This window comes from Mucilaginibacter sp. Mucisp73, from assembly GCF_059491465.1.
Map to the genome: position 1 here is coordinate 2,916,251 of NZ_CP168507.1, position 17,795 is coordinate 2,934,045.

The 17,795-nt window shown below is 41.2% G+C and carries 14 protein-coding genes; 1 reads left to right on the top strand and 13 read right to left on the bottom strand.

The features are described from left to right. Positions 1 to 7: 7 nt before the first annotated feature. From ACEN82_RS12365 to ACEN82_RS12410, 10 genes are all read right to left on the bottom strand, one after another. Positions 8 to 1,096 (bottom strand): GNAT family N-acetyltransferase, encoded by a 1,089-nt coding sequence (locus ACEN82_RS12365; RefSeq protein WP_413317145.1) that lies wholly within the window; start codon positions 1,094 to 1,096, stop codon positions 8 to 10. A gap of 164 nt (positions 1,097 to 1,260) precedes the next feature. After that, positions 1,261 to 2,121: a glycosyltransferase family 2 protein gene (locus ACEN82_RS12370; RefSeq protein ID WP_413317147.1), complete on the bottom strand. Its 861-nt coding sequence runs from the start codon at positions 2,119 to 2,121 to the stop codon at positions 1,261 to 1,263. Positions 2,122 to 2,632: 511 nt separating this feature from the next. After that, entirely contained in the window at positions 2,633 to 3,895 is a 1,263-nt protein-coding gene (locus ACEN82_RS12375; RefSeq protein WP_413317149.1) for a tetratricopeptide repeat protein, read from the bottom strand. A gap of 5 nt (positions 3,896 to 3,900) precedes the next feature. Beyond that, on the bottom strand, positions 3,901 to 5,019 hold the full coding sequence (locus ACEN82_RS12380) for a tetratricopeptide repeat protein (RefSeq protein WP_413317151.1): 1,119 nt from the start codon (positions 5,017 to 5,019) through the stop codon (positions 3,901 to 3,903). Between the two features lie 5 nt (positions 5,020 to 5,024). Next, the gene (gene gyrA / locus ACEN82_RS12385) at positions 5,025 to 7,616 is read right to left on the bottom strand and encodes a DNA gyrase subunit A (RefSeq protein WP_413317153.1); all 2,592 of its coding nucleotides are present in this window, start codon (positions 7,614 to 7,616) and stop codon (positions 5,025 to 5,027) included. Between the two features lie 162 nt (positions 7,617 to 7,778). Continuing rightward, positions 7,779 to 8,177, bottom strand: coding sequence for a hypothetical protein (locus ACEN82_RS12390; RefSeq protein WP_413317155.1), 399 nt, complete (start codon positions 8,175 to 8,177; stop codon positions 7,779 to 7,781). 91 nt (positions 8,178 to 8,268) lie between these two features. Then, entirely contained in the window at positions 8,269 to 9,183 is a 915-nt protein-coding gene (hemF, locus tag ACEN82_RS12395) for an oxygen-dependent coproporphyrinogen oxidase (protein ID WP_413317157.1), read from the bottom strand. Between the two features lie 282 nt (positions 9,184 to 9,465). Continuing rightward, a complete protein-coding gene (locus ACEN82_RS12400) occupies positions 9,466 to 10,698 on the bottom strand; it encodes an MFS transporter (RefSeq protein ID WP_413317159.1) in 1,233 nt (410 codons plus the stop codon). Positions 10,699 to 10,824: 126 nt separating this feature from the next. Continuing rightward, complete coding sequence (locus ACEN82_RS12405; RefSeq protein WP_090525558.1) at positions 10,825 to 11,022, bottom strand: cold-shock protein; 198 nt, start codon at positions 11,020 to 11,022, stop codon at positions 10,825 to 10,827. A gap of 139 nt (positions 11,023 to 11,161) precedes the next feature. Then, positions 11,162 to 11,797, bottom strand: coding sequence for a peroxiredoxin (locus ACEN82_RS12410; protein WP_176624642.1), 636 nt, complete (start codon positions 11,795 to 11,797; stop codon positions 11,162 to 11,164). Positions 11,798 to 11,942: 145 nt separating this feature from the next. Here ACEN82_RS12410 and ACEN82_RS12415 point away from each other — a divergent pair, with 145 nt between their 5' ends. Beyond that, on the top strand, positions 11,943 to 13,727 hold the full coding sequence (locus tag ACEN82_RS12415) for a glycoside hydrolase family 15 protein (protein WP_373613854.1): 1,785 nt from the start codon (positions 11,943 to 11,945) through the stop codon (positions 13,725 to 13,727). Positions 13,728 to 13,826: 99 nt separating this feature from the next. On the opposite strand, the gene ACEN82_RS12420 is transcribed toward ACEN82_RS12415, so the two are convergent. The 3 genes from ACEN82_RS12420 to ACEN82_RS12430 form a co-directional block, all read right to left on the bottom strand. Continuing rightward, positions 13,827 to 14,675, bottom strand: a complete 849-nt coding sequence (locus tag ACEN82_RS12420) for an N-acyl homoserine lactonase family protein (protein WP_413317162.1) — start codon at positions 14,673 to 14,675, stop codon at positions 13,827 to 13,829. A 233-nt stretch (positions 14,676 to 14,908) separates the two neighbouring features. Then, complete coding sequence (locus ACEN82_RS12425) at positions 14,909 to 17,116, bottom strand: bifunctional alpha,alpha-trehalose-phosphate synthase (UDP-forming)/trehalose-phosphatase (protein WP_413317164.1); 2,208 nt, start codon at positions 17,114 to 17,116, stop codon at positions 14,909 to 14,911. A gap of 150 nt (positions 17,117 to 17,266) precedes the next feature. Next, positions 17,267 to 17,743 carry a hypothetical protein gene (locus ACEN82_RS12430; RefSeq protein ID WP_091164597.1) on the bottom strand — a complete coding sequence of 159 codons (477 nt, stop codon included), beginning with the start codon at positions 17,741 to 17,743 and terminating at the stop codon, positions 17,267 to 17,269. Positions 17,744 to 17,795 lie beyond the last annotated feature (52 nt).

Genomic DNA, 17,795 nt, shown 5'->3' on the forward strand with positions numbered 1-17,795 from the left:
TCTGTATTTAATTAAGGTTTTCAATTGTGGTGGTTTCTGGTTCAGAGGTAGTTGACCGTGTTTTTCTGTTAGGATGGCGATATAATGGAAAGAATTTAATTTCAGGATTGGGATCCACACCCGATTTTAAAACAAGCTCGTTATATGCAGGCTCATCATTGATATAGCACCAGATCCGGTCTTTTACCTGTGAGTTGGAGAAAAGCTTTTTGAAATTAAAAAGTGAATCTTCTTTTCCGCCTACGCCGCCTCCAAGGTGAAAGATCTTTTTTCCTAATCTTCTTCCAATCATACTTATCTCGTCTGTTAATAATTTACTCGGAGAAATATTCAGATAATCGGGAGAAGTAGCAGAAAGGTGGTTTCTCACTATGGTATCTGATAATAAAATGAGCGCTCCGCACATCAGGTTTAGGCCATCGTAAATTAAGATCAGTTTATTTTTCATGTACTCCTCGTTAAGAAGATTGATAAAATGCTGAACATCAAAATAATAATTAGATGAGGCATGCAGCCTATCCATGTTTTTATAATAGATTTCCGCAAAATGTTCAATTTCCTGAATTGTATCCGCTTCTTTAATAACAAAGCCCATTTTTCGCAGGCTTCTTATCTGCCGACCAAGCCTTTTGTCATAGCCATTCCGTTGTTCTTCTTCAGACAAGGAAAGATCAACGTACAGCGTTGTGCCGTTATCCTTAATACCGCCAATATTTTCCAAAATATGATGCTGATTGAGGAACGGATGTAATCTTGAAAAGATACAAATGGCCGATTCTTCTTTCATAAAACCTGTAAACGCAACCTTAAATTGTGTAGTTATTGCGACCGGTAAGTTTTCAAGGGGTATGTTGGATAAAGGCCCTGAATAGCCATACACGCAAGTCATATCGAAGTATTCGGAACCTTCAATTTTCCGCTTGATTACGGGTAATGCTATAAAAACTGTATTTTCTTCATAAACAAATAAAAGCGGCTCGCCTTCATTATTTAAAGAGTGATAGTACCAGGTATGAAATCCCTCGTGCGCATATGACCGGTTTATATATTCGTCCCAATCTTTTCTATTATGTATGGTGAAACTTCGATAGCTCATAAGTGGTTTTAATTACGTTTAATTATTGATTATATGCCCGAGGGTAGGGCATGGGGTGCTTGTTAGTCAATAATACGAGGCAGTTTATGCCCCAATACTTATCCAGGTACCGATTGGGTACAGGTTGATCATAATACAGCAGGAAGGAAAAACTGGGATAAAGTTTAAAGCAGATATTTTACAGTATCAAAAGCTTTACGTAACCGAAACCGGCCTAATTCAAATAGTATATATCTTTTAAGATACAGCAGCAGCAGCATTTTCTTTTGCATTCCACGATAGCGAAAGCGCCTGATAATAAGATTAAAATCACTGATAACCATCTCCATCCGGGCATCATTTCTTATCATGCTCCAAATGCCGCCAACATGATTGCGATAGCAGCTCATGACCTCAGGCATTACATATATTTTGCGCCCGGTGTTGAATGTGGCAAAGATTTTAAAGAATTTATCGGCTGCATAGCAACTGGTATACCATGACTCCTGAAACAATTCATGTACTTCTGGGATGTTATGATAGACAACAGTTGCTGTTTTAGTTTCTACCTGCCGGCCAACTAATAAATCTTGATAGGTATATTCAAGCGGTACAGGATTTGGCTCGATATTCAGGGTGTTATTGTTGATATCAATCACTCTTGTGTAGTGACAGCAAATAACATATTCCGGGTTATTTTCCAGGAAATTGACTTGCTTTTGCAACTTTTGAGGACTTGTCCAAAAGTCATCACCATCACAAAGAGCAATGTATTTTCCTTCACATGCTTTGATGGTATTAATAGTATTTAAATGGGCTCCACGGTTTTTTTCCGGGTAGATGATTTTGATTTTATCAGGATATTTTTCCTTGTATGATCTCACTATTTCAGTTGTGCCATCGGTTGAGCAATCGTCGCCAATAACAATCTCGTACCTAAAATTAGTTTCCTGCATCAGGAAACTCTCGATAGCCTGGCCGATAAAATCTTTGTGATTGTAAGTTGTACAGCAAACGCTAACCATCAAGTTCTGACCTGTTACCATATAAAAGAAAAAATTTATTTTCAGAAGTATTAAATAGAATTTGAGCTTCACATGCCTGGTACTTTAACGAGATACCGAACCTTGTATACGTTTGAACCATCGCGCAATGCTTCGCCATATGACTCACATTTTTTATTTATTTGATCGAAAGGTTTATTGTTTAAATAAACTTTTAATTCGTCTTTGGTTCGATCAAAAATCAATAATTACGAGTCGGCTTATAACAGCAATTTGCTATGTCAAATATATTTAATTCATGCTTATCAGCAGCCCGCGCTACTTTATTGACTCTTAAATTGTAAACTACTTTTCAATTACTTTACATACCTGTGAACGCCTGTAAATATTATCTGTATACCCGTGCAATTCGGTAAAAGTTTAAGCTAAAATCAATAGTATCTATGTGAAATTTGCAAATGAATATTATTCCCATAATTAACATTATGTTAAGTAATACTTTTAAAAGAAAGGCCTTTTTCAAGGCCCCTCTTTTTTATATTGTATTATCCAATTATTGATTGGCTGGCAACGCATCAATCTGGGCTTTCAATTTTGAAGCATTCGCATCATCTTTAACACCCAAATAATAGGTTCTTAAATTTTGCAATGCGTCAATTGATTTTGGCTGTAGTTCAACAGCTTTTACCAAATATGGTTTAGCTTGTTCAAACTGAGCTTTAGCTTTAGCAATAGCAGCATCGTATTCTTTTTGTTTGTTAGCAGGCAATTTATTAGCAGCGTTATAAGCGTCAATAGCGGGGTTAAGTATTACATAACCATAGTTTAAATTAGCTTCAAAATAATTAGGATCAATTTCTAAAGCTTTTTTATACATTTCACCAGCTTTAACATAAGCCTCGGCTTTTGAGGCCTGCAGTTTCGCTTTTGCAGCAGCATCTTTAGTTGCACCCGCTTCTTTTGCGTAATTATCGGCTGTTTGTGAATAAGTTAGACCTGCATAGTAATACAAAGTCTTGTTTTTAGGGTCATTAGCCAAAGCTGCCTGGATCTTATCGGTAACTTCTTTTTCTTTTCCTGTTTGCAGGCTGATTTCGATTTCACGTTTACGCAATTCACTGTTTGCCGGGTATTTACTCACACCTTCAGATACTGCTTTGAGAGCTCCCGCAGTGTCTTTACTGGCGAGATATAATGAAGAAAGATCAAGGTAGACCCCGGCATTTTTTGAATATTTTGTAGTTACCAGTTTGCTGTAGTTTGAAATTGCAGCCGGATAATTTTTTCCGTTTGCAGCTGCAAGACCGGTGTAATAAATGGCATTGGTATCTTCTGGTAATACGGTGCGGTAAAAGTCAAATGATTTGTAAGCAAGATCATATTTACCGGACGAATATTCTTTTACACCTTTAGTTAATTGATATTGAGCCAGATTTAAGTATGCCTCATCAATCATTTTTTTATTTTCACCTTTAGTGTCAGCTTCTTTAGCTTTTTTCAAGGCTTCTTCGGCTGTGGTAAACAAAGGCAATGAAGTAGCGGGTACAGTATCCTGAACAGCTAACGCTGAATAAATTGAACCTTTTACAGCGTAAGTAAGCGGTAAAGTAGCGGTTTTTTCATTGGCTGAAGCTTTGTCAATTGATTCTTTTGCAGTAGTGAGGCTTTTGCCTGCCATTGCTGCCATTGCCGGCTGGCCCCTTAAGCCCGAATATTTTTCATATTCTTCTTTTGCGGTATTTAACTCGCCTTTCTGTGCAAAAGCTGTTGCTGAAACCAAGCCTAACAGGCCCGCCATCAAAAGTTTGATTTTCATGATTATTATTGATTGGTTAACTGTTTTAGTTTATTGTTTATTTTGTCTAACTGATCCTGGTTATTGGTTTTTGCGTATGCCAACTGCAAAGCCTGCAGGCTGTTTACGTTATTCGGTGATATTTCATTGGCCTTTTCAAGCCATTGAATAGCCCGCCCCAGGTCCTGAATGCTCCTCTCCCCTTTCGAAGTCGCGCTTTGCTTTAAATATAATAACCCCAAATTAAATACCGGATCAAAATATGTTCCGCTTAGTTCAATGGCGTGTAAGTAAAGAGATTCTGCCTGATCAAATTTATCTAAATGATCGTAGCAATTAGCTGCAACAAATGCAATATCAGCGTTATTTGCATTAATATCAAGCAGGGGGCCAATTAGGGGCTCTAAGGCTTTGTAATTTTTTTTATTGTTATAGATATTGGCTTCATCAAGTAATAAAAATCTGTCGTTAGGCAAGATTTTCCTCCCTTTTTGAAGAATCTGTAAAGCCTTGGCCGTATCCCCCAATGATTTATAGATATTTGATGCTGTTTCAATATATTCAGTACGTGCACTGTCAACCCTTAGCATATTGCTATAATACACAGCGGCATCCTGCAAATTACCAGCTTTATTGTTTGCGAAAGCGATATAGGTATTGATCTGATTCATCGCCGGCGCATACTTTTTCGCGTTTTCAAACCAAGTTTTAGCATTGGTGAAATCTGAATTATTTACCGCATCAAACCCCTTTCGGATATAAACGTTTGCCAGGCAGCGCCTGGTATAATCAAGTTCTGACTGGTACTTGAAAATCTTGTTCATACCCGATAGCCGATCAACCAGTTTGGTTGTTTTGTCAAGCATATCTGCAGGCATCCCGAGTTTGTTTAAAGAATCGATGTACAGGATACTCGAATTTACAATAGCCCGGTAAAGGTTTTTTTCAATATCAGCCGTATCCGACTTGGTAATGATCAAACTATCTGCAGATTTTTTGGCCGCGGCCAAGTATTTCAGGTCGTTTTTCTGTTTATAAAAAGCCAGGTTATTTACTACAACCTTAAGCGCTTCTTTTTGTGCGAAGGCAAAGGTTGTAGTAAAGCTTGTAATTAAAACCGATAAAATGATCTTGCGGTAGTGCATATTTATTATTCTGTTGTATCGTCAGTTGATGGTTCTGCACCATTTTCAGCTGTATCACCACCGCCTGTATTTTCGGCTGTGGTATCAAAGCCTTCTGCATTTTCATCACCTTCTTTTACTTCCTCATCCTCATCATGCTCAATTTTGGCTACTGAAGCTATCTCATCGTTGTTTTTAAGCGTTATCAGCCTTACACCCTGTGTTGCACGGCCCATCACTCTTAATTCGCTTACAGCTATACGGATAATAATACCTGACTTGTTAATGATCATCAGGTCTTCCTTATCTGTAACACCTTTTATGGCAACAAGGTTTCCGGTTTTTTCAGTAATATTTAATGTTTTTACACCTTTACCACCACGGTTTGTAACACGATAGTCTTCAATGTCGGTACGTTTACCGTATCCCTTTTCTGATACCACCAATACGGTTGTTTCAGCGTCATCAATAGCAATCATACCAACAACTTCGTCATTTTCATCATCAAGTGTAATGCCACGAACACCGGTAGCGGTACGTCCCATTGGCCTTACTGTTGATTCATTGAAACGAATAGCACGACCAGACTTAAGTGCCATCACAATTTCGCTGCTGCCACTTGTTAAGCTTGCTTCAAGTAATGAATCGCCACCGTTAATATTGATAGCATTGATACCATTTGAGCGCGGACGTGAATAAGCTTCAAGCGAAGTTTTCTTGATGGTACCCTTCTTGGTACACATGATAATGAAGTTATTTTCAAGGTAATTCTGATCTTTAAGCGAAATCAGTTTAATGTAGGCCTTGATATTCTCTTCTTTCGGAATATTGATGATATTCTGGATGGCGCGGCCTTTTGAGGTACGTGTGCCTTCCGGTATTTCAAACACCCGGAGCCAGAAACATTGTCCCGATTCGGTAAAGAAGAGCATATAGTTGTGGTTTGAGGCAATAAGCAGGTGCTCAATGAAATCCTCATCACGGCTGTTGCTGCCAATAGCGCCTTTACCTCCCCTGCTCTGCCTGCGATATTCGGTAAGCGGGGTACGTTTGATATAACCTTCGCGGGAGATGGTGATTACTACATCCTCGTCCTCAATAAAGTCTTCAGTTTGCATTTCTGCAGATGAGTGAACCATTTCGGTACGGCGCTCATCGCCATATTTCTCCTTAACTTCCAATAACTCATCCTTAATGATCTGCATCCTTAAACCTTCGTCGCTCAGGATGTTTTTTAAGTGTTCGATGAGTTTCATTAAAGCGGCATATTCGTCTTTGATCTTATCACGTTCAAGTCCTGTTAACCTCCTTAGGGTCATATCGAGGATAGCACGTGCCTGGATATCGGTTAAACCAAAGCTGCTCATCAAGCCTTCCCTTGCTTCATCCGGAGTTTGTGAAGCGCGGATCAGGCGGATAACTTCATCAAGGTGATCTAAAGCGATCAATAAGCCTTCAAGGATGTGCGCGCGTTTTTCAGCTTCATTAAGCTCAAATTTGGTGCGGCGTACCACAACCTCATGACGGTGCTCAACAAAGTGATGGATCAGGTCTTTTAGATTAAGCAGCATTGGTCGGCCATTAACCAGCGCGATGTTGTTTACACTAAACGATGTTTGGAGAGCTGTATATTTAAACAGGTTGTTTAATACAATAGCCGCATTGGCGTCACGTTTGATCTCATAAACGATGCGGATCCCTTCACGACTCGATTCATCGCGAATAGCCGAAATGCCTTCCAGTTTCTTTTCGTTAACCAATTCGGCAGTACGCTCAATCATCAAAGCTTTATTTACCTGGTAAGGTATTTCGCTAACAACGATGCGCTCACGTTCGCCATTGTAGGTTTCGATTTCGGCACGTGCGCGGATCACAACCCTGCCACGACCTGTTTCAAGCGCTTCGCGAGGGCCGTCGTACCCGTAAATGATACCGCCTGTGGGGAAATCAGGGCCTTTTACATATTTCATTAACTCGGCAACCTCAATCTGGCGATTATCAATTAATGCCATAGTAGCATCGATAACTTCCGAAAGGTTGTGCGGCGCCATATTGGTAGCCATACCTACCGCAATCCCCGAAGCACCGTTAACCAGCAGGTTTGGGAATTTGGATGGCAGTACGGTTGGTTCCTGCAGCGAGTCGTCAAAGTTTAATTGAAAATCAATGGTGTCCTTATTGATATCGGCCAGCATCTCTTCAGCAAGCTTTTGTAAGCGTGCTTCTGTATAACGCATTGCCGCTGGCTCGTCACCATCAACAGAACCATAATTACCCTGGCCTTCAACCAGCAGGTAGCGTAAACTCCACTCCTGGGCCATACGTACCATGGTATCATATACCGATTTATCACCGTGAGGGTGATATTTACCCATTACCTCACCCACAATACGGGCAGATTTTTTATAGGGCTTATTATTTGTTAAACCCAGGTCAAGCATACCGTAAAGTACGCGCCTGTGTACCGGTTTCAGTCCGTCGCGGACATCGGGCAGCGCCCTGGAAACAATCACCGACATTGAATAATCAATGTACGCCGATCGCATTTCCTCATCAATATTTATCGAAATTATCCTGTCTTCTGCGTGTGAATTATCGTTTTCTGTTCCTTCAGCCATTTTTAATTATTTGTAGAACCTTCTCTTATAATTGCGTGTTAAAATTGATTTTTCAACGACCTGCGAAGTTAAAAAAATACTTGGGATTGCGCCAACTTAGTAACAATAAACCATGGGGACTTATTGCCATGAGGCTAACAATTTTGTTACTTTAATACAGGTTTATTTCACCTTTACCCAGTAATCTTCAACCTTGTTGCCATTAGGTAAAACCGAAAGCAGTTTAAGCGTATCGTTACTGATTATGTAGTTGTATTTAATGGTTTTGTTAAGCAGTTTTGACTCCTGCATGCAATAGGTTTGGGTTTCAAAACAGGTGTCCTCTTTTAACCGGTAATCGCCCTTTTCGTATATTTGGGTCTTCTCCCCTTCTTCAATCACTTTAGCCTTATAATGCTCGTTGTCGTAATCCCGTTGTAGCTTATAAGCTGCAGGAGCGGCATCAAGCTTTCCGTTAATTATACCTCCGCGATACTCCCAGACGCCTTTCAGCGGACTATCATCAAAACGGGAAGCGCATAACAGTAAAATACCGATAACCGGCACAATAGATTTTTTCATTGGTGATATTATTAGCTAAAAGCCTAAAGCTTAACGCTGAAAGCTTTTTTTCAGAGGCTTTGGCCTTCAGCGTTCTGCTTTCAGCTTAACGCTATGTCCAGTTAATTCCTTTTTTTAATAAAGATAGTGTTTTTTCCTCTTCGCTGCCAGCTAACGGGTGATAGTCATAAACCCATTTGGCTGTAGGCGGCAGGCTCATTAATATTGATTCGATGCGGCCGTTGGTTTCCAGCCCGAATTTGGTGCCGGCATCATAAACCAGGTTAAATTCTGCATAACGGCTGCGGCGCTGGTATTGGAAAAGCTGCTGCGCTTCGGTAAATGATTTATCGCGATTTCGGTTAACCAGGTCAGTATATAAGGGTGCAAAAGAGCGGCCAACAGATTTTGAAAACTCAAAGATATCTTCCCAGCTTAACTCATCATTAGCGGTAAGCCTGTCGTAAAATATGCCGCCTATTCCACGTGTTTCATTACGGTGTTTGATGAAAAAGTAATCATCAGCCCATTTTTTAAACCGGGGGTAAAAATCGGCATAGTATTGATCACAAACAGCTTTTAGGCCTGCATGAAAAAAACGGGCGTCATCTTCTGTTACATAATGAGGCGTTAGATCTATGCCCCCGCCAAACCAGCGAACCGGTTTCTGGCTGTCGCCCATGGTTGATGGCATTTCAAAGTAGCGGATGTTCATGTGGATGATAGGTACCAGCGGGTGATTGGGATGGATCACAATTGATACACCGGTAGCAAAAAAATCATCCTGCTCAACCTGTAGGGCACGCTTCATGGTATCGGGCAAATGACCGTGAACCGCCGAAAAATTAACCCCGCCCTTTTCAAGGATGTTACCGTTCTGGATAACCCGGGTACGCCCCCCGCCTCCGCCCTCGCGCTCCCAAATCTCCTCCTCAAATTTTGCGGCGCCATCTAATTGCTCAAGTGCGGTGCAGATCTCATTCTGTATTTGTTTATAATCTTCGGCTATTTGTTCTTTGCTGATCATAGGCTGTAAAAGTAATGAATTTTGGGAATTGCAGCGGAAGGCCTTTTTTCAACGTGGAAACCCATAGCTACCCGCATTCACAGCCGATAATGGGAAGTGTTCAACTTTTTTAGGTGTAAACATCCCGTAAAAATAAATCAATTGATAATCAATAATTTATGTGTTCATTATTTTATTGCTAAAAACGTAAATAACTGATAATCAATGCCTGTGTTTTTAACATTAGGCTAAACGCAACATTTTTGAACACCCGTTTTTCAAAAGTTGAACACCTGGCCGATTTTAGCTTATCTCTACGTAATTCAAATCCTTGCCGAAGGTTTCCTTTAACTGGCTTAAGGATAACAGGGCTACTGCAGTAAGTATCCCCATCATGATATATCCCGATTTAATATACCCATACTTTGCATTGAAAGCATTAAATGCAACAGTTATAGGGATTAGTGAGCCGCGCACAAAGTTGGGTACCGTAGTGGTAACTGTTGAGCGGATATTGGTGCCGAATTGCTCGGACGCAATGGTAACAAACGTTGCCCAATAACCTACAGTACAACCCATAAAAAAGCTTAATACAGCAAATTTTTCGGGAGTAATGCCGTAACTGCTTAAATAAAAGTGGACACTAATTAATGATATAACCAGAAATACGGCCATCGTTAGTTTGCGCGATTTGGTAACCTGGGCCAGTAAGCCGGCCACAATATCACCAATGGCAATGCCTATGTAACTGTAAAAAATACCATCGCCCGGTTTGATCAGGGTTTTAGCCCCTAAAGCAGCCCCAAACTTATCCGAAAAGCTGATCAATACACCCACTACGTACCAAAGCGGTGCGCCTATCAGGATACAAAACAGGTATTTTTTTAGACGTTCCCAGTTGGTAAACAACATGAGCATGTTGCCTTTAGATACATCGCTGTTCTCAACATTTTTGAACATGCCCGATTCAAAAGTACCAACACGCAGCAGCAACAATAAAATTCCTAAGCCGCCGCCTACAAAGTAAGCATTACGCCAGCCAAATTTAGCTACGGCATAAGCAGCAGTAGCGCCAAACAAGCCGATAACAGCTACCATCATGGTTCCGTAACCCCGGTTTTCCTTGCTTAATGTTTCGCTAACCAGGGTAATACCGGCGCCAAGTTCGCCTGCAAGCCCCAGGCCTGCAATAAACCTTACTATGGCATAGGTATTTACGTCATGAACAAGGCCGTTGGCAAAATTGGCAATGGAGTAAAGTAATATCGAACCAAAAAGCACCTTAATACGGCCCAGTTTGTCACCGACAATGCCCCATATGATGCCGCCAAGTAACAGCCCAAACATCTGGATGCTGATAATGAACTGACCTTTATCAGTTATTTCCTGTGCATTTAAGCCGATATCTTTAAGGCTGGGGATGCGTACTATAGAAAAAACCAAAAGATCATATATATCAACAAAATAGCCCAGGGAAGCAACAAGTACTAAGAAAACAGCGTTCCTTGTGGCTTTGGCATTAGTAGGATCGGTCATAGCGTGTAAAAATTGGTTGGCTAATGTAGGTGATTTATGAAGATAAAAACAAAAAAATCGGCACAAAAAAACCCCTGTCATGACAGAGGTTTTGTAAGTAAGTTTTGCTCAATAATTTTATATATTTTATGCTTTTTTTACGTTTACTGCCTGTAACCCTTTTCTTCCTTCTTCCACATCATACGTGACGCTGTCATTATCTTTAATAGCATTTACACCGCCTTGCACGTCTTTAAAGTGTACAAAAAGATCCTTACCTTCTTCGGTAATAATAAAGCCGTAGCCTTTTTGTGTGTTAAACCATTTTACTTTTCCAGTTTTCATAATTATAATAATCGTAATAAAAAATTCGTGTTAAGATCAACTAAAACCAAACTGAAAACAAAATAGGCTTATTGGTTCAGAAGGAATAGATACCCTGCTTCCCTCAAATATATAAAATTATTAAATAAACCAAATAAAATTATTTATTTGGTTGTGGTGTCAGGCGCAAATAGGGCTTAACTGCAGTAAAACCCTTTGGAAATTTGGCAGGGATATCTTCAGTTTTAATTGCCGGCACTACTACCACGTCCTCCCCTTCTTTCCAGTCGGCAGGTGTTGCCACGCTGTAATTGGCGGTTAACTGCAATGAGTCAATAACCCTTAAAATTTCCTGGAAGTTACGGCCGGTTGATGCAGGGTAAGTGATGATGAGCTTAACCAGCTTATCAGGACCTATAATAAATAATGAGCGCACTGTGGCATTTACCGAAGCATTTGGATGGATCATATCATAAGCTTCAGAAATTTTGCGGTCTTCATCGGCAATGATCGGGAAGTTAACTTCAACACCCTGTGTTTCGTTAATGTCCTGGATCCAGCCGTGGTGCGATTCAACCGAGTCAACACTAAGTGCCAATACTTTAACATTGCGTTTAGTGAACTCATCTTTTAACGCGGCAGTTTTGCCAAGTTCAGTGGTACATACAGGTGTATAATCGCCAGGGTGCGAGAATAGTACGCCCCAGCTATCCCCTAAATATTCGTAAAAGTCAATTTCGCCTTCTGATGTTTTTGCTTTGAAGTTTGGCGCTTTATCGCCCAGTCTTAAACTCATGATGATAGATTTTTGATGGTAATTTAATACGACTAAGTTACTATACATTCATAAACAAATGCAAACAAACTTTAAATAATCGCATTATTTACGCCAACATTACAAAGGCTGTGTTGTTGAAGTTTGAAATTAATAACAGCTATCTATGAGTAAACACACCTATGATACCGGTATAATTGGCAATTGCGCCTTTTTAGCCCATATTAATAAAAACACCAATGTCGACTGGCTGTGCTGGCCCCGGTTCGACAGCACCTTTATTTTTGGCGGCCTGCTTGATAAAGATAAGGGCGGCGAATTCTCGATCCGTCCGGAAGGGGAATACACTACCAATCAACATTACCTGGAAAATACCAATATTTTAATTACTGAAATATGCCCTGCAAGCGGCGGCAAATATCGAATAACCGATTTTGCACCAAGATTTTACCAGCATCAGCGTTATTATAAACCATTAATGCTGATCAGGAAAATTGAGGTTATTGAGGGCTCACCGCGCATCATTGTCAAATGCACGCCGGTATCTGAATATGGCGCTGTTAAATTGAGTGTAAACCGTGGCAGCAATCATATCCAATATCTGGGCGGCGAAGAAAACATCCGCCTTACCACCAATATCCCCATAAGTTATGTTTTTGATGGACAGGCTTTTGTACTCAATGAAACCAAGTACCTGGCCATGACCTACGGCGAACCGCTTGAAGCGCCCCTCATCAGCACAGCTGATCGGTTTTTGGCCGAAACCGTGCAATACTGGCGTACATGGATCAAACATTCATCAATTGCTACTTATTTTCAGCCCTTTGTAATCCGCTCTGCTTTGGCCCTTAAAATACACCAGTATGAGGATACCGGTGCAATTATCGCCGCAAGCACCACAAGTCTGCCCGAATCGCCGGGAAGCGGCCGTAACTGGGATTATCGTTATTGCTGGCTGCGCGATACTTATTACGTAATAACCGCGCTAAACCACATTGGCCATTTTGAGGAGATGGAGAAGTATTTCGGCTATGTTACTGATATCACCTTTTCGGAAATGGAACGCTACCAGCCGCTATATGGCATCACTGGTAAAAAAGACCTTGTCGAAAATATCATGACTGATTTAGCAGGCTATATGGGCAACCAGCCGGTGCGGGTTGGCAACCAGGCGTCTGAACACATTCAGAATGACATCTACGGCCAGGTATTGATCTCCCTGCTCCCATTATACACCGATCATCGTTTTGTTTTTTCGGAACGAAAAGATTCGGTTCACTGGATAGCCTTTCTGTTGAGTAAGATAGAGCATACCATTGATGAAAAAGATGCCGGCATCTGGGAGTTCAGGAATATGGCCAACATTCATTGTTACAGCAACCTGTTTCAATGGGCAGGCGCATCCGCTGCCGAAAAAATGGCGCGTACCATCCAAAACCAGGAGCTGATTGATAAGGCCATTTCTCTTAAAGAACGTGCGGCCGCGCATATCGAGAGCTGCTATGACCCGGTGCGCAAAGTTTACACCAACTCGGCCGGGAGCAGTAACCTTGACGCCAGCACTTTGCAATTGATTATGATGAACTATCTCGATCCAAATTCGCAGAAAGCGAAGGATCATTTAGTTGCATTAGAAAAAGAACTAAAGACGCCTAATGGATTATTTTACAGGTATTTATATACAGACGATTTTGGTAAGCCTAAAACTACTTTCCTGATCTGCGCATTTTGGTATGTAGAAGCGCTGGCTGCTGTTGGTCGCTTGGATGATGCCCAGCGCGAGTTTGGCAACCTGCTGCAATATTCCAATCACCTGTTGCTCTTTAGCGAAGATGTTGACGAGCGTGACGGAAGCCAATGGGGCAATTTCCCCCAGGCTTACAGCCATGTGGGGTTGATGAACGCGGCGTACCGGATTGCCATGAAATTAGACAGGCCGATATTTTTGTAGGATTAATATTCTCTTGCATAAATTGGCAGCAGATAAGACTTACGAAGTTTCTAAAACTTCGTAAGTCTGGATTAAGTAATTCGCTATTCACCTAAATAATTACCTGATCTCCACTACCCCATCCGCTACTTTTGGAAAGATCTCAAGCTGCCTGCCATCATGCCCGGGAATGATAAATTTAACGTCGCTTGCAAGTGTTTTCATGCGTTTCATTGCCTTGACATAGCCTGCCGGATCAAGCGTGCCACCTTGCGAAGGTGGCACCAAATGCTCAAGGCTGTAATAGATCCAGATATTATCAGATGCCATTACTACCCTGTTTTTCCCGGTTTGTACCAGCACATATTGCGAATTGTAGGTATGCTTTGAACCGGCATAAACTTTTATACCTTTAATGATCTCTTTATTGTCGCCGTCTATCAGTTTGAGCCTGCCCGCCAAATTTAAATTAACGGTATTGATAACATCGCGCTTAGCATACCCCCCTGCCTCTCCCGCTTTTTGCCATGCTGCGCCTACAAAAAACTCATAATCCAGCTTTTGCATCCAAACCTTAGCTTTAGGGAAAAGACTTAAACCATCTATATGATCCCAATGAGGGTGGCTTAAAATAATATCGGTTATATCCTGGGGCTTTACACCAAGCTTTAAAAGCGCCGAGTCAGGGCGTTGATAGGTTTTAAGTTTAAATTCTTTGGCATCTTCAATATCGGGCAAAAAGCCGGCATCAACCAAAATATTTTTGCCGTTGCTACCTTTGATAAGCCATACCATAAAATCAATTTTAACCGGTTCATTTTTGGGACCGTTCAACGCCCAATCGCCCACTTTAAATGGATATCCCGATTCGGCGAATTTTACGGCATAAATTTTATAGACCGGGGCTTGCGCATAAATGATATGGCAACTAAGCATTAATGCAAAAACAAGCAGGCTGATTTTTTTCATAAAGGTTACATTATCGCGAACCGAATATAAAAATTGCCCGCGGCTAATAAACCGCAGGCATAAATAATTTTTAAGTAAACAGACTAAACCCTATTTGTCTGCCGGTTTCATCTCGCGCTCGTTTGCAACGAGTGCGTAACCTGGGTTTGCGTTTATAACGCCATTGGCGATGCAATCGCTAAGCCATATTAAGCGCTCGTTGCAAACGAGCGCAAGATTAAAACTATTCAACCCTACTTGTCTGCCGGTTCCTCAACCGGCGTATACTTAGCAAAACTGGTCAGCAATTTCCTAACCTCCGATGGGTTTCGCAGGTAAAACTTAGCTGCCGAAAGATTACTGCCAACTTTAATGGTAATAGCACTTTCGGGCAACGCTTTAAAGATATCTTCGTCGGTATAATCATCGCCGAAAGCTATAATGAAATCATAATCGCGGCCTTCGGTAAGTGTTAAAGCGGCTTTGCCTTTATTAATATCCATATTCTTCACTTCCAGTACCTTATCCCCTGCCAGTAACTGTAACCCTTTATCGCTTGCAAGATATTTAAGATTATTCATCAACTCGTTGGCCCTCAGCTCGCCAAGCCCGGCCTGGGCTTTACGGTAATGCCAAACCAGTGAATATGTTTTCTCTTCAATGAATGAGCCCGGCGTACGGTCGACATAGGTTTCCAATATTGGATAAATATCATGTTTCCATTGATCGGTTAGTCCGCTTATTTTATGCCATAAAGTGCCGGGTTGCTTAAACCATGAACCATGTTCGGCAATAAGATAGATGTCGTTTTCCTTAAACCACTCGTCGAGGTTTTCATGCTTTCGTCCGCTAATCAAAACCAATTGATTTGCAGGATCTTCCGCGAGTTTATTGATGACATTGTACAACTCCTTATCGGGAGAGGCCTGATCGATATTTGATTTAAAATTCACCAGTGTGCCGTCATAATCCAAAAAGATAATCCGCTTTTTAGTTTTCATATAACGGTTAATAATGCTTTGTTCGGTAGTGTTACTTACGTGCCTGGCCTGCATGGAGCGCTGCATGAGTTTTACTTCTTTCAGCCTGTCCATAAAAATTTTAACCCAATGCGATGTGTTGAACTTTGCTACAAGCTGCCGCATAGGGATCATGCGCCGGCGCTGTTCTTCAAGCGGCATATTGATAGCCTGCAAAATCGCCCGGCAAACTTCCCCGGTATTATTAGGGTTAACAATTATAGCGTCTATAAGTTCTTTAGATGATCCTGCCATTTCACTCATAATCAACACACCATCATTATTTATCCGGCTGGCGACATACTCTTTGCTTACCAGGTTCATGCCATCGCGCATGGGTGTAACCAGGCAAACATCGGCCGAATAGTAGAGTGCCGATAGGGTTTCTATCGGGAATGAGCGATAGTAATAGTGCACCGGGCTCCAGTCCATAGTGCGATACAACGCATTGATCTTCCCTACTTTTTTATCTATTTCATCCCGAAGGTGAGCGTATTGCGGTACCGTATCCCGGGATGGAACCACGATCATGTAAAGTGTAATGCGCTCAATGCATTCCGGGCATTGTTCAAGCAGCAGCTCAAAAGCTTCCAGCCTTTGCAGGATCCCCTTGCTGTAATCAAGCCTATCGATAGAAAGGATCAGTTTTTTGTTCTGGAAATTCTCTTTAATAAGGTCAATCTGCTGTTTCACATCATCCTGCAGCGGTAACGATGAATACCTTTTTTCATCAATACCCATCGGGAACGACTCTATAACAACCGAGCGCTCGCCATTGCTGATGATATTGGCACTGGATGTTACCGGCAGCAGGCGTGTAGCCGCACCTAAAAAGTGGCGCACATCATCAAATGTATGTAAACCGATCAGATCGGCGCCAAGCATTCCATCCAACAGTTCCGAACGCCACGGGATTAACCTGAACATTTCATTTGACGGGAAAGGAATATGCAGGAAAAAGCCAATAGAAACATCCGGCAACTCCTGCCTAACCAGGGCGGGTAATAATAGCAACTGGTAATCGTGGATCCAGATCACATCGCCGGGCCCGGCAATGCTCAGGATCATATCCCTGAACTTTTTATTTACCGCTTTATAGTAATCCCAGTTTGATTGTTTGTATGCAGCATAAGTTGAAGCGTAATAATGAAAAACGGGCCATAAAACCTCGTTGCTAAAACCTTCGTAATATTGGTTGATCTCTTCCTGATCTAAAAAAACAGGAATCAGGCTTAACTCTTTTAATTCTTTTGTAACCTGGTCTTTATCTTCCTGCTCAGCAACTTCTATTCCGGGCCAACCTATCCATACGTTATCGCCCTGTTTATATATTGAACCTAAACCGGTGGCTAATCCTCCCTCGCTTGGTGATGAATGGTATGCACCATCAATTTTGGAAATTTTAACAGGCAAACGGTTTGATACAATTATTGTTTTCGACATATGAAGTAAATATTAATTAATATTTAAAAGACGAAAACACCCTTTTTGTTTTATGAAAAGAGGCTTTATGACATAAAAGTGTGATTTATAATCATAAAAAAAGCCGTCCTGATATTCGGGACGGCTTTCCATTGTTATAATTTTTCGGAGTTATTTTACTTGTTGGAAAAACTCGATGTTAGCTTGTTGAGTAATCCTAACCAAAACTTCGTGTTTGTCGTTTTTCAAGTCAACAAAATATGAAGTTGGCTCGATAGCGTCATTGATTGAAGTGTTAGCCTGGTAAACGATAACTTCGCCTACTTCGTAACCTTTGTAATCGCTGTTGATTTGTTGAAGGGCTTTTGCAGGGATAGCTTTGTTGTCAACACGTTGAGTTGTACCTAAAAACTCACCTTGCAGGTTGTAGAAAGCAGTTTTTTGAACGCCGTCAACAGTGAAAGTAGCTTTTTGAACGTTTTTTGTTACAGTCCAGTTAACGTTGGTAGCTTCAGCGAAGTCAGCAGTAAAGCCGTGTAATGCTACGTAAGAAACGTTGGTACCACCATCTGATTTTTTGCCACCATCGGCAAAAGCGTTAACGGTAAATAATGCTGCGGTTGCTATTGTTAAAAATATCTTTTTCATGTTCGTTTAAATTTTAAATCCTGCAACAAAAATACGCTACACTTGTCAATAT

Bases quoted from the DNA above. Each gene is read 5' to 3' on its own strand.
- ACEN82_RS12420 (WP_413317162.1), bottom strand. From the start codon at position 14,675: ATGAAAAAAATCAGCCTGCTTGTTTTTGCATTAATGCTTAGTTGCCAT.
- ACEN82_RS12415 (WP_373613854.1), top strand. From the start codon at position 11,943: ATGAGTAAACACACCTATGATACCGGTATAATTGGCAATTGCGCCTTT.
- ACEN82_RS12425 (WP_413317164.1), bottom strand. From the start codon at position 17,116: ATGTCGAAAACAATAATTGTATCAAACCGTTTGCCTGTTAAAATTTCC.
- ACEN82_RS12405 (WP_090525558.1), bottom strand. From the start codon at position 11,022: ATGAAAACTGGAAAAGTAAAATGGTTTAACACACAAAAAGGCTACGGC.
- ACEN82_RS12390 (WP_413317155.1), bottom strand. From the start codon at position 8,177: ATGAAAAAATCTATTGTGCCGGTTATCGGTATTTTACTGTTATGCGCT.
- ACEN82_RS12375 (WP_413317149.1), bottom strand. From the start codon at position 3,895: ATGAAAATCAAACTTTTGATGGCGGGCCTGTTAGGCTTGGTTTCAGCA.
- ACEN82_RS12370 (WP_413317147.1), bottom strand. From the start codon at position 2,121: ATGGTAACAGGTCAGAACTTGATGGTTAGCGTTTGCTGTACAACTTAC.
- ACEN82_RS12410 (WP_176624642.1), bottom strand. From the start codon at position 11,797: ATGAGTTTAAGACTGGGCGATAAAGCGCCAAACTTCAAAGCAAAAACA.
- ACEN82_RS12400 (WP_413317159.1), bottom strand. From the start codon at position 10,698: ATGACCGATCCTACTAATGCCAAAGCCACAAGGAACGCTGTTTTCTTA.
- ACEN82_RS12430 (WP_091164597.1), bottom strand. From the start codon at position 17,743: ATGAAAAAGATATTTTTAACAATAGCAACCGCAGCATTATTTACCGTT.
- ACEN82_RS12380 (WP_413317151.1), bottom strand. From the start codon at position 5,019: ATGCACTACCGCAAGATCATTTTATCGGTTTTAATTACAAGCTTTACT.
- hemF (WP_413317157.1), bottom strand. From the start codon at position 9,183: ATGATCAGCAAAGAACAAATAGCCGAAGATTATAAACAAATACAGAAT.
- ACEN82_RS12365 (WP_413317145.1), bottom strand. From the start codon at position 1,096: ATGAGCTATCGAAGTTTCACCATACATAATAGAAAAGATTGGGACGAA.
- gyrA (WP_413317153.1), bottom strand. From the start codon at position 7,616: ATGGCTGAAGGAACAGAAAACGATAATTCACACGCAGAAGACAGGATA.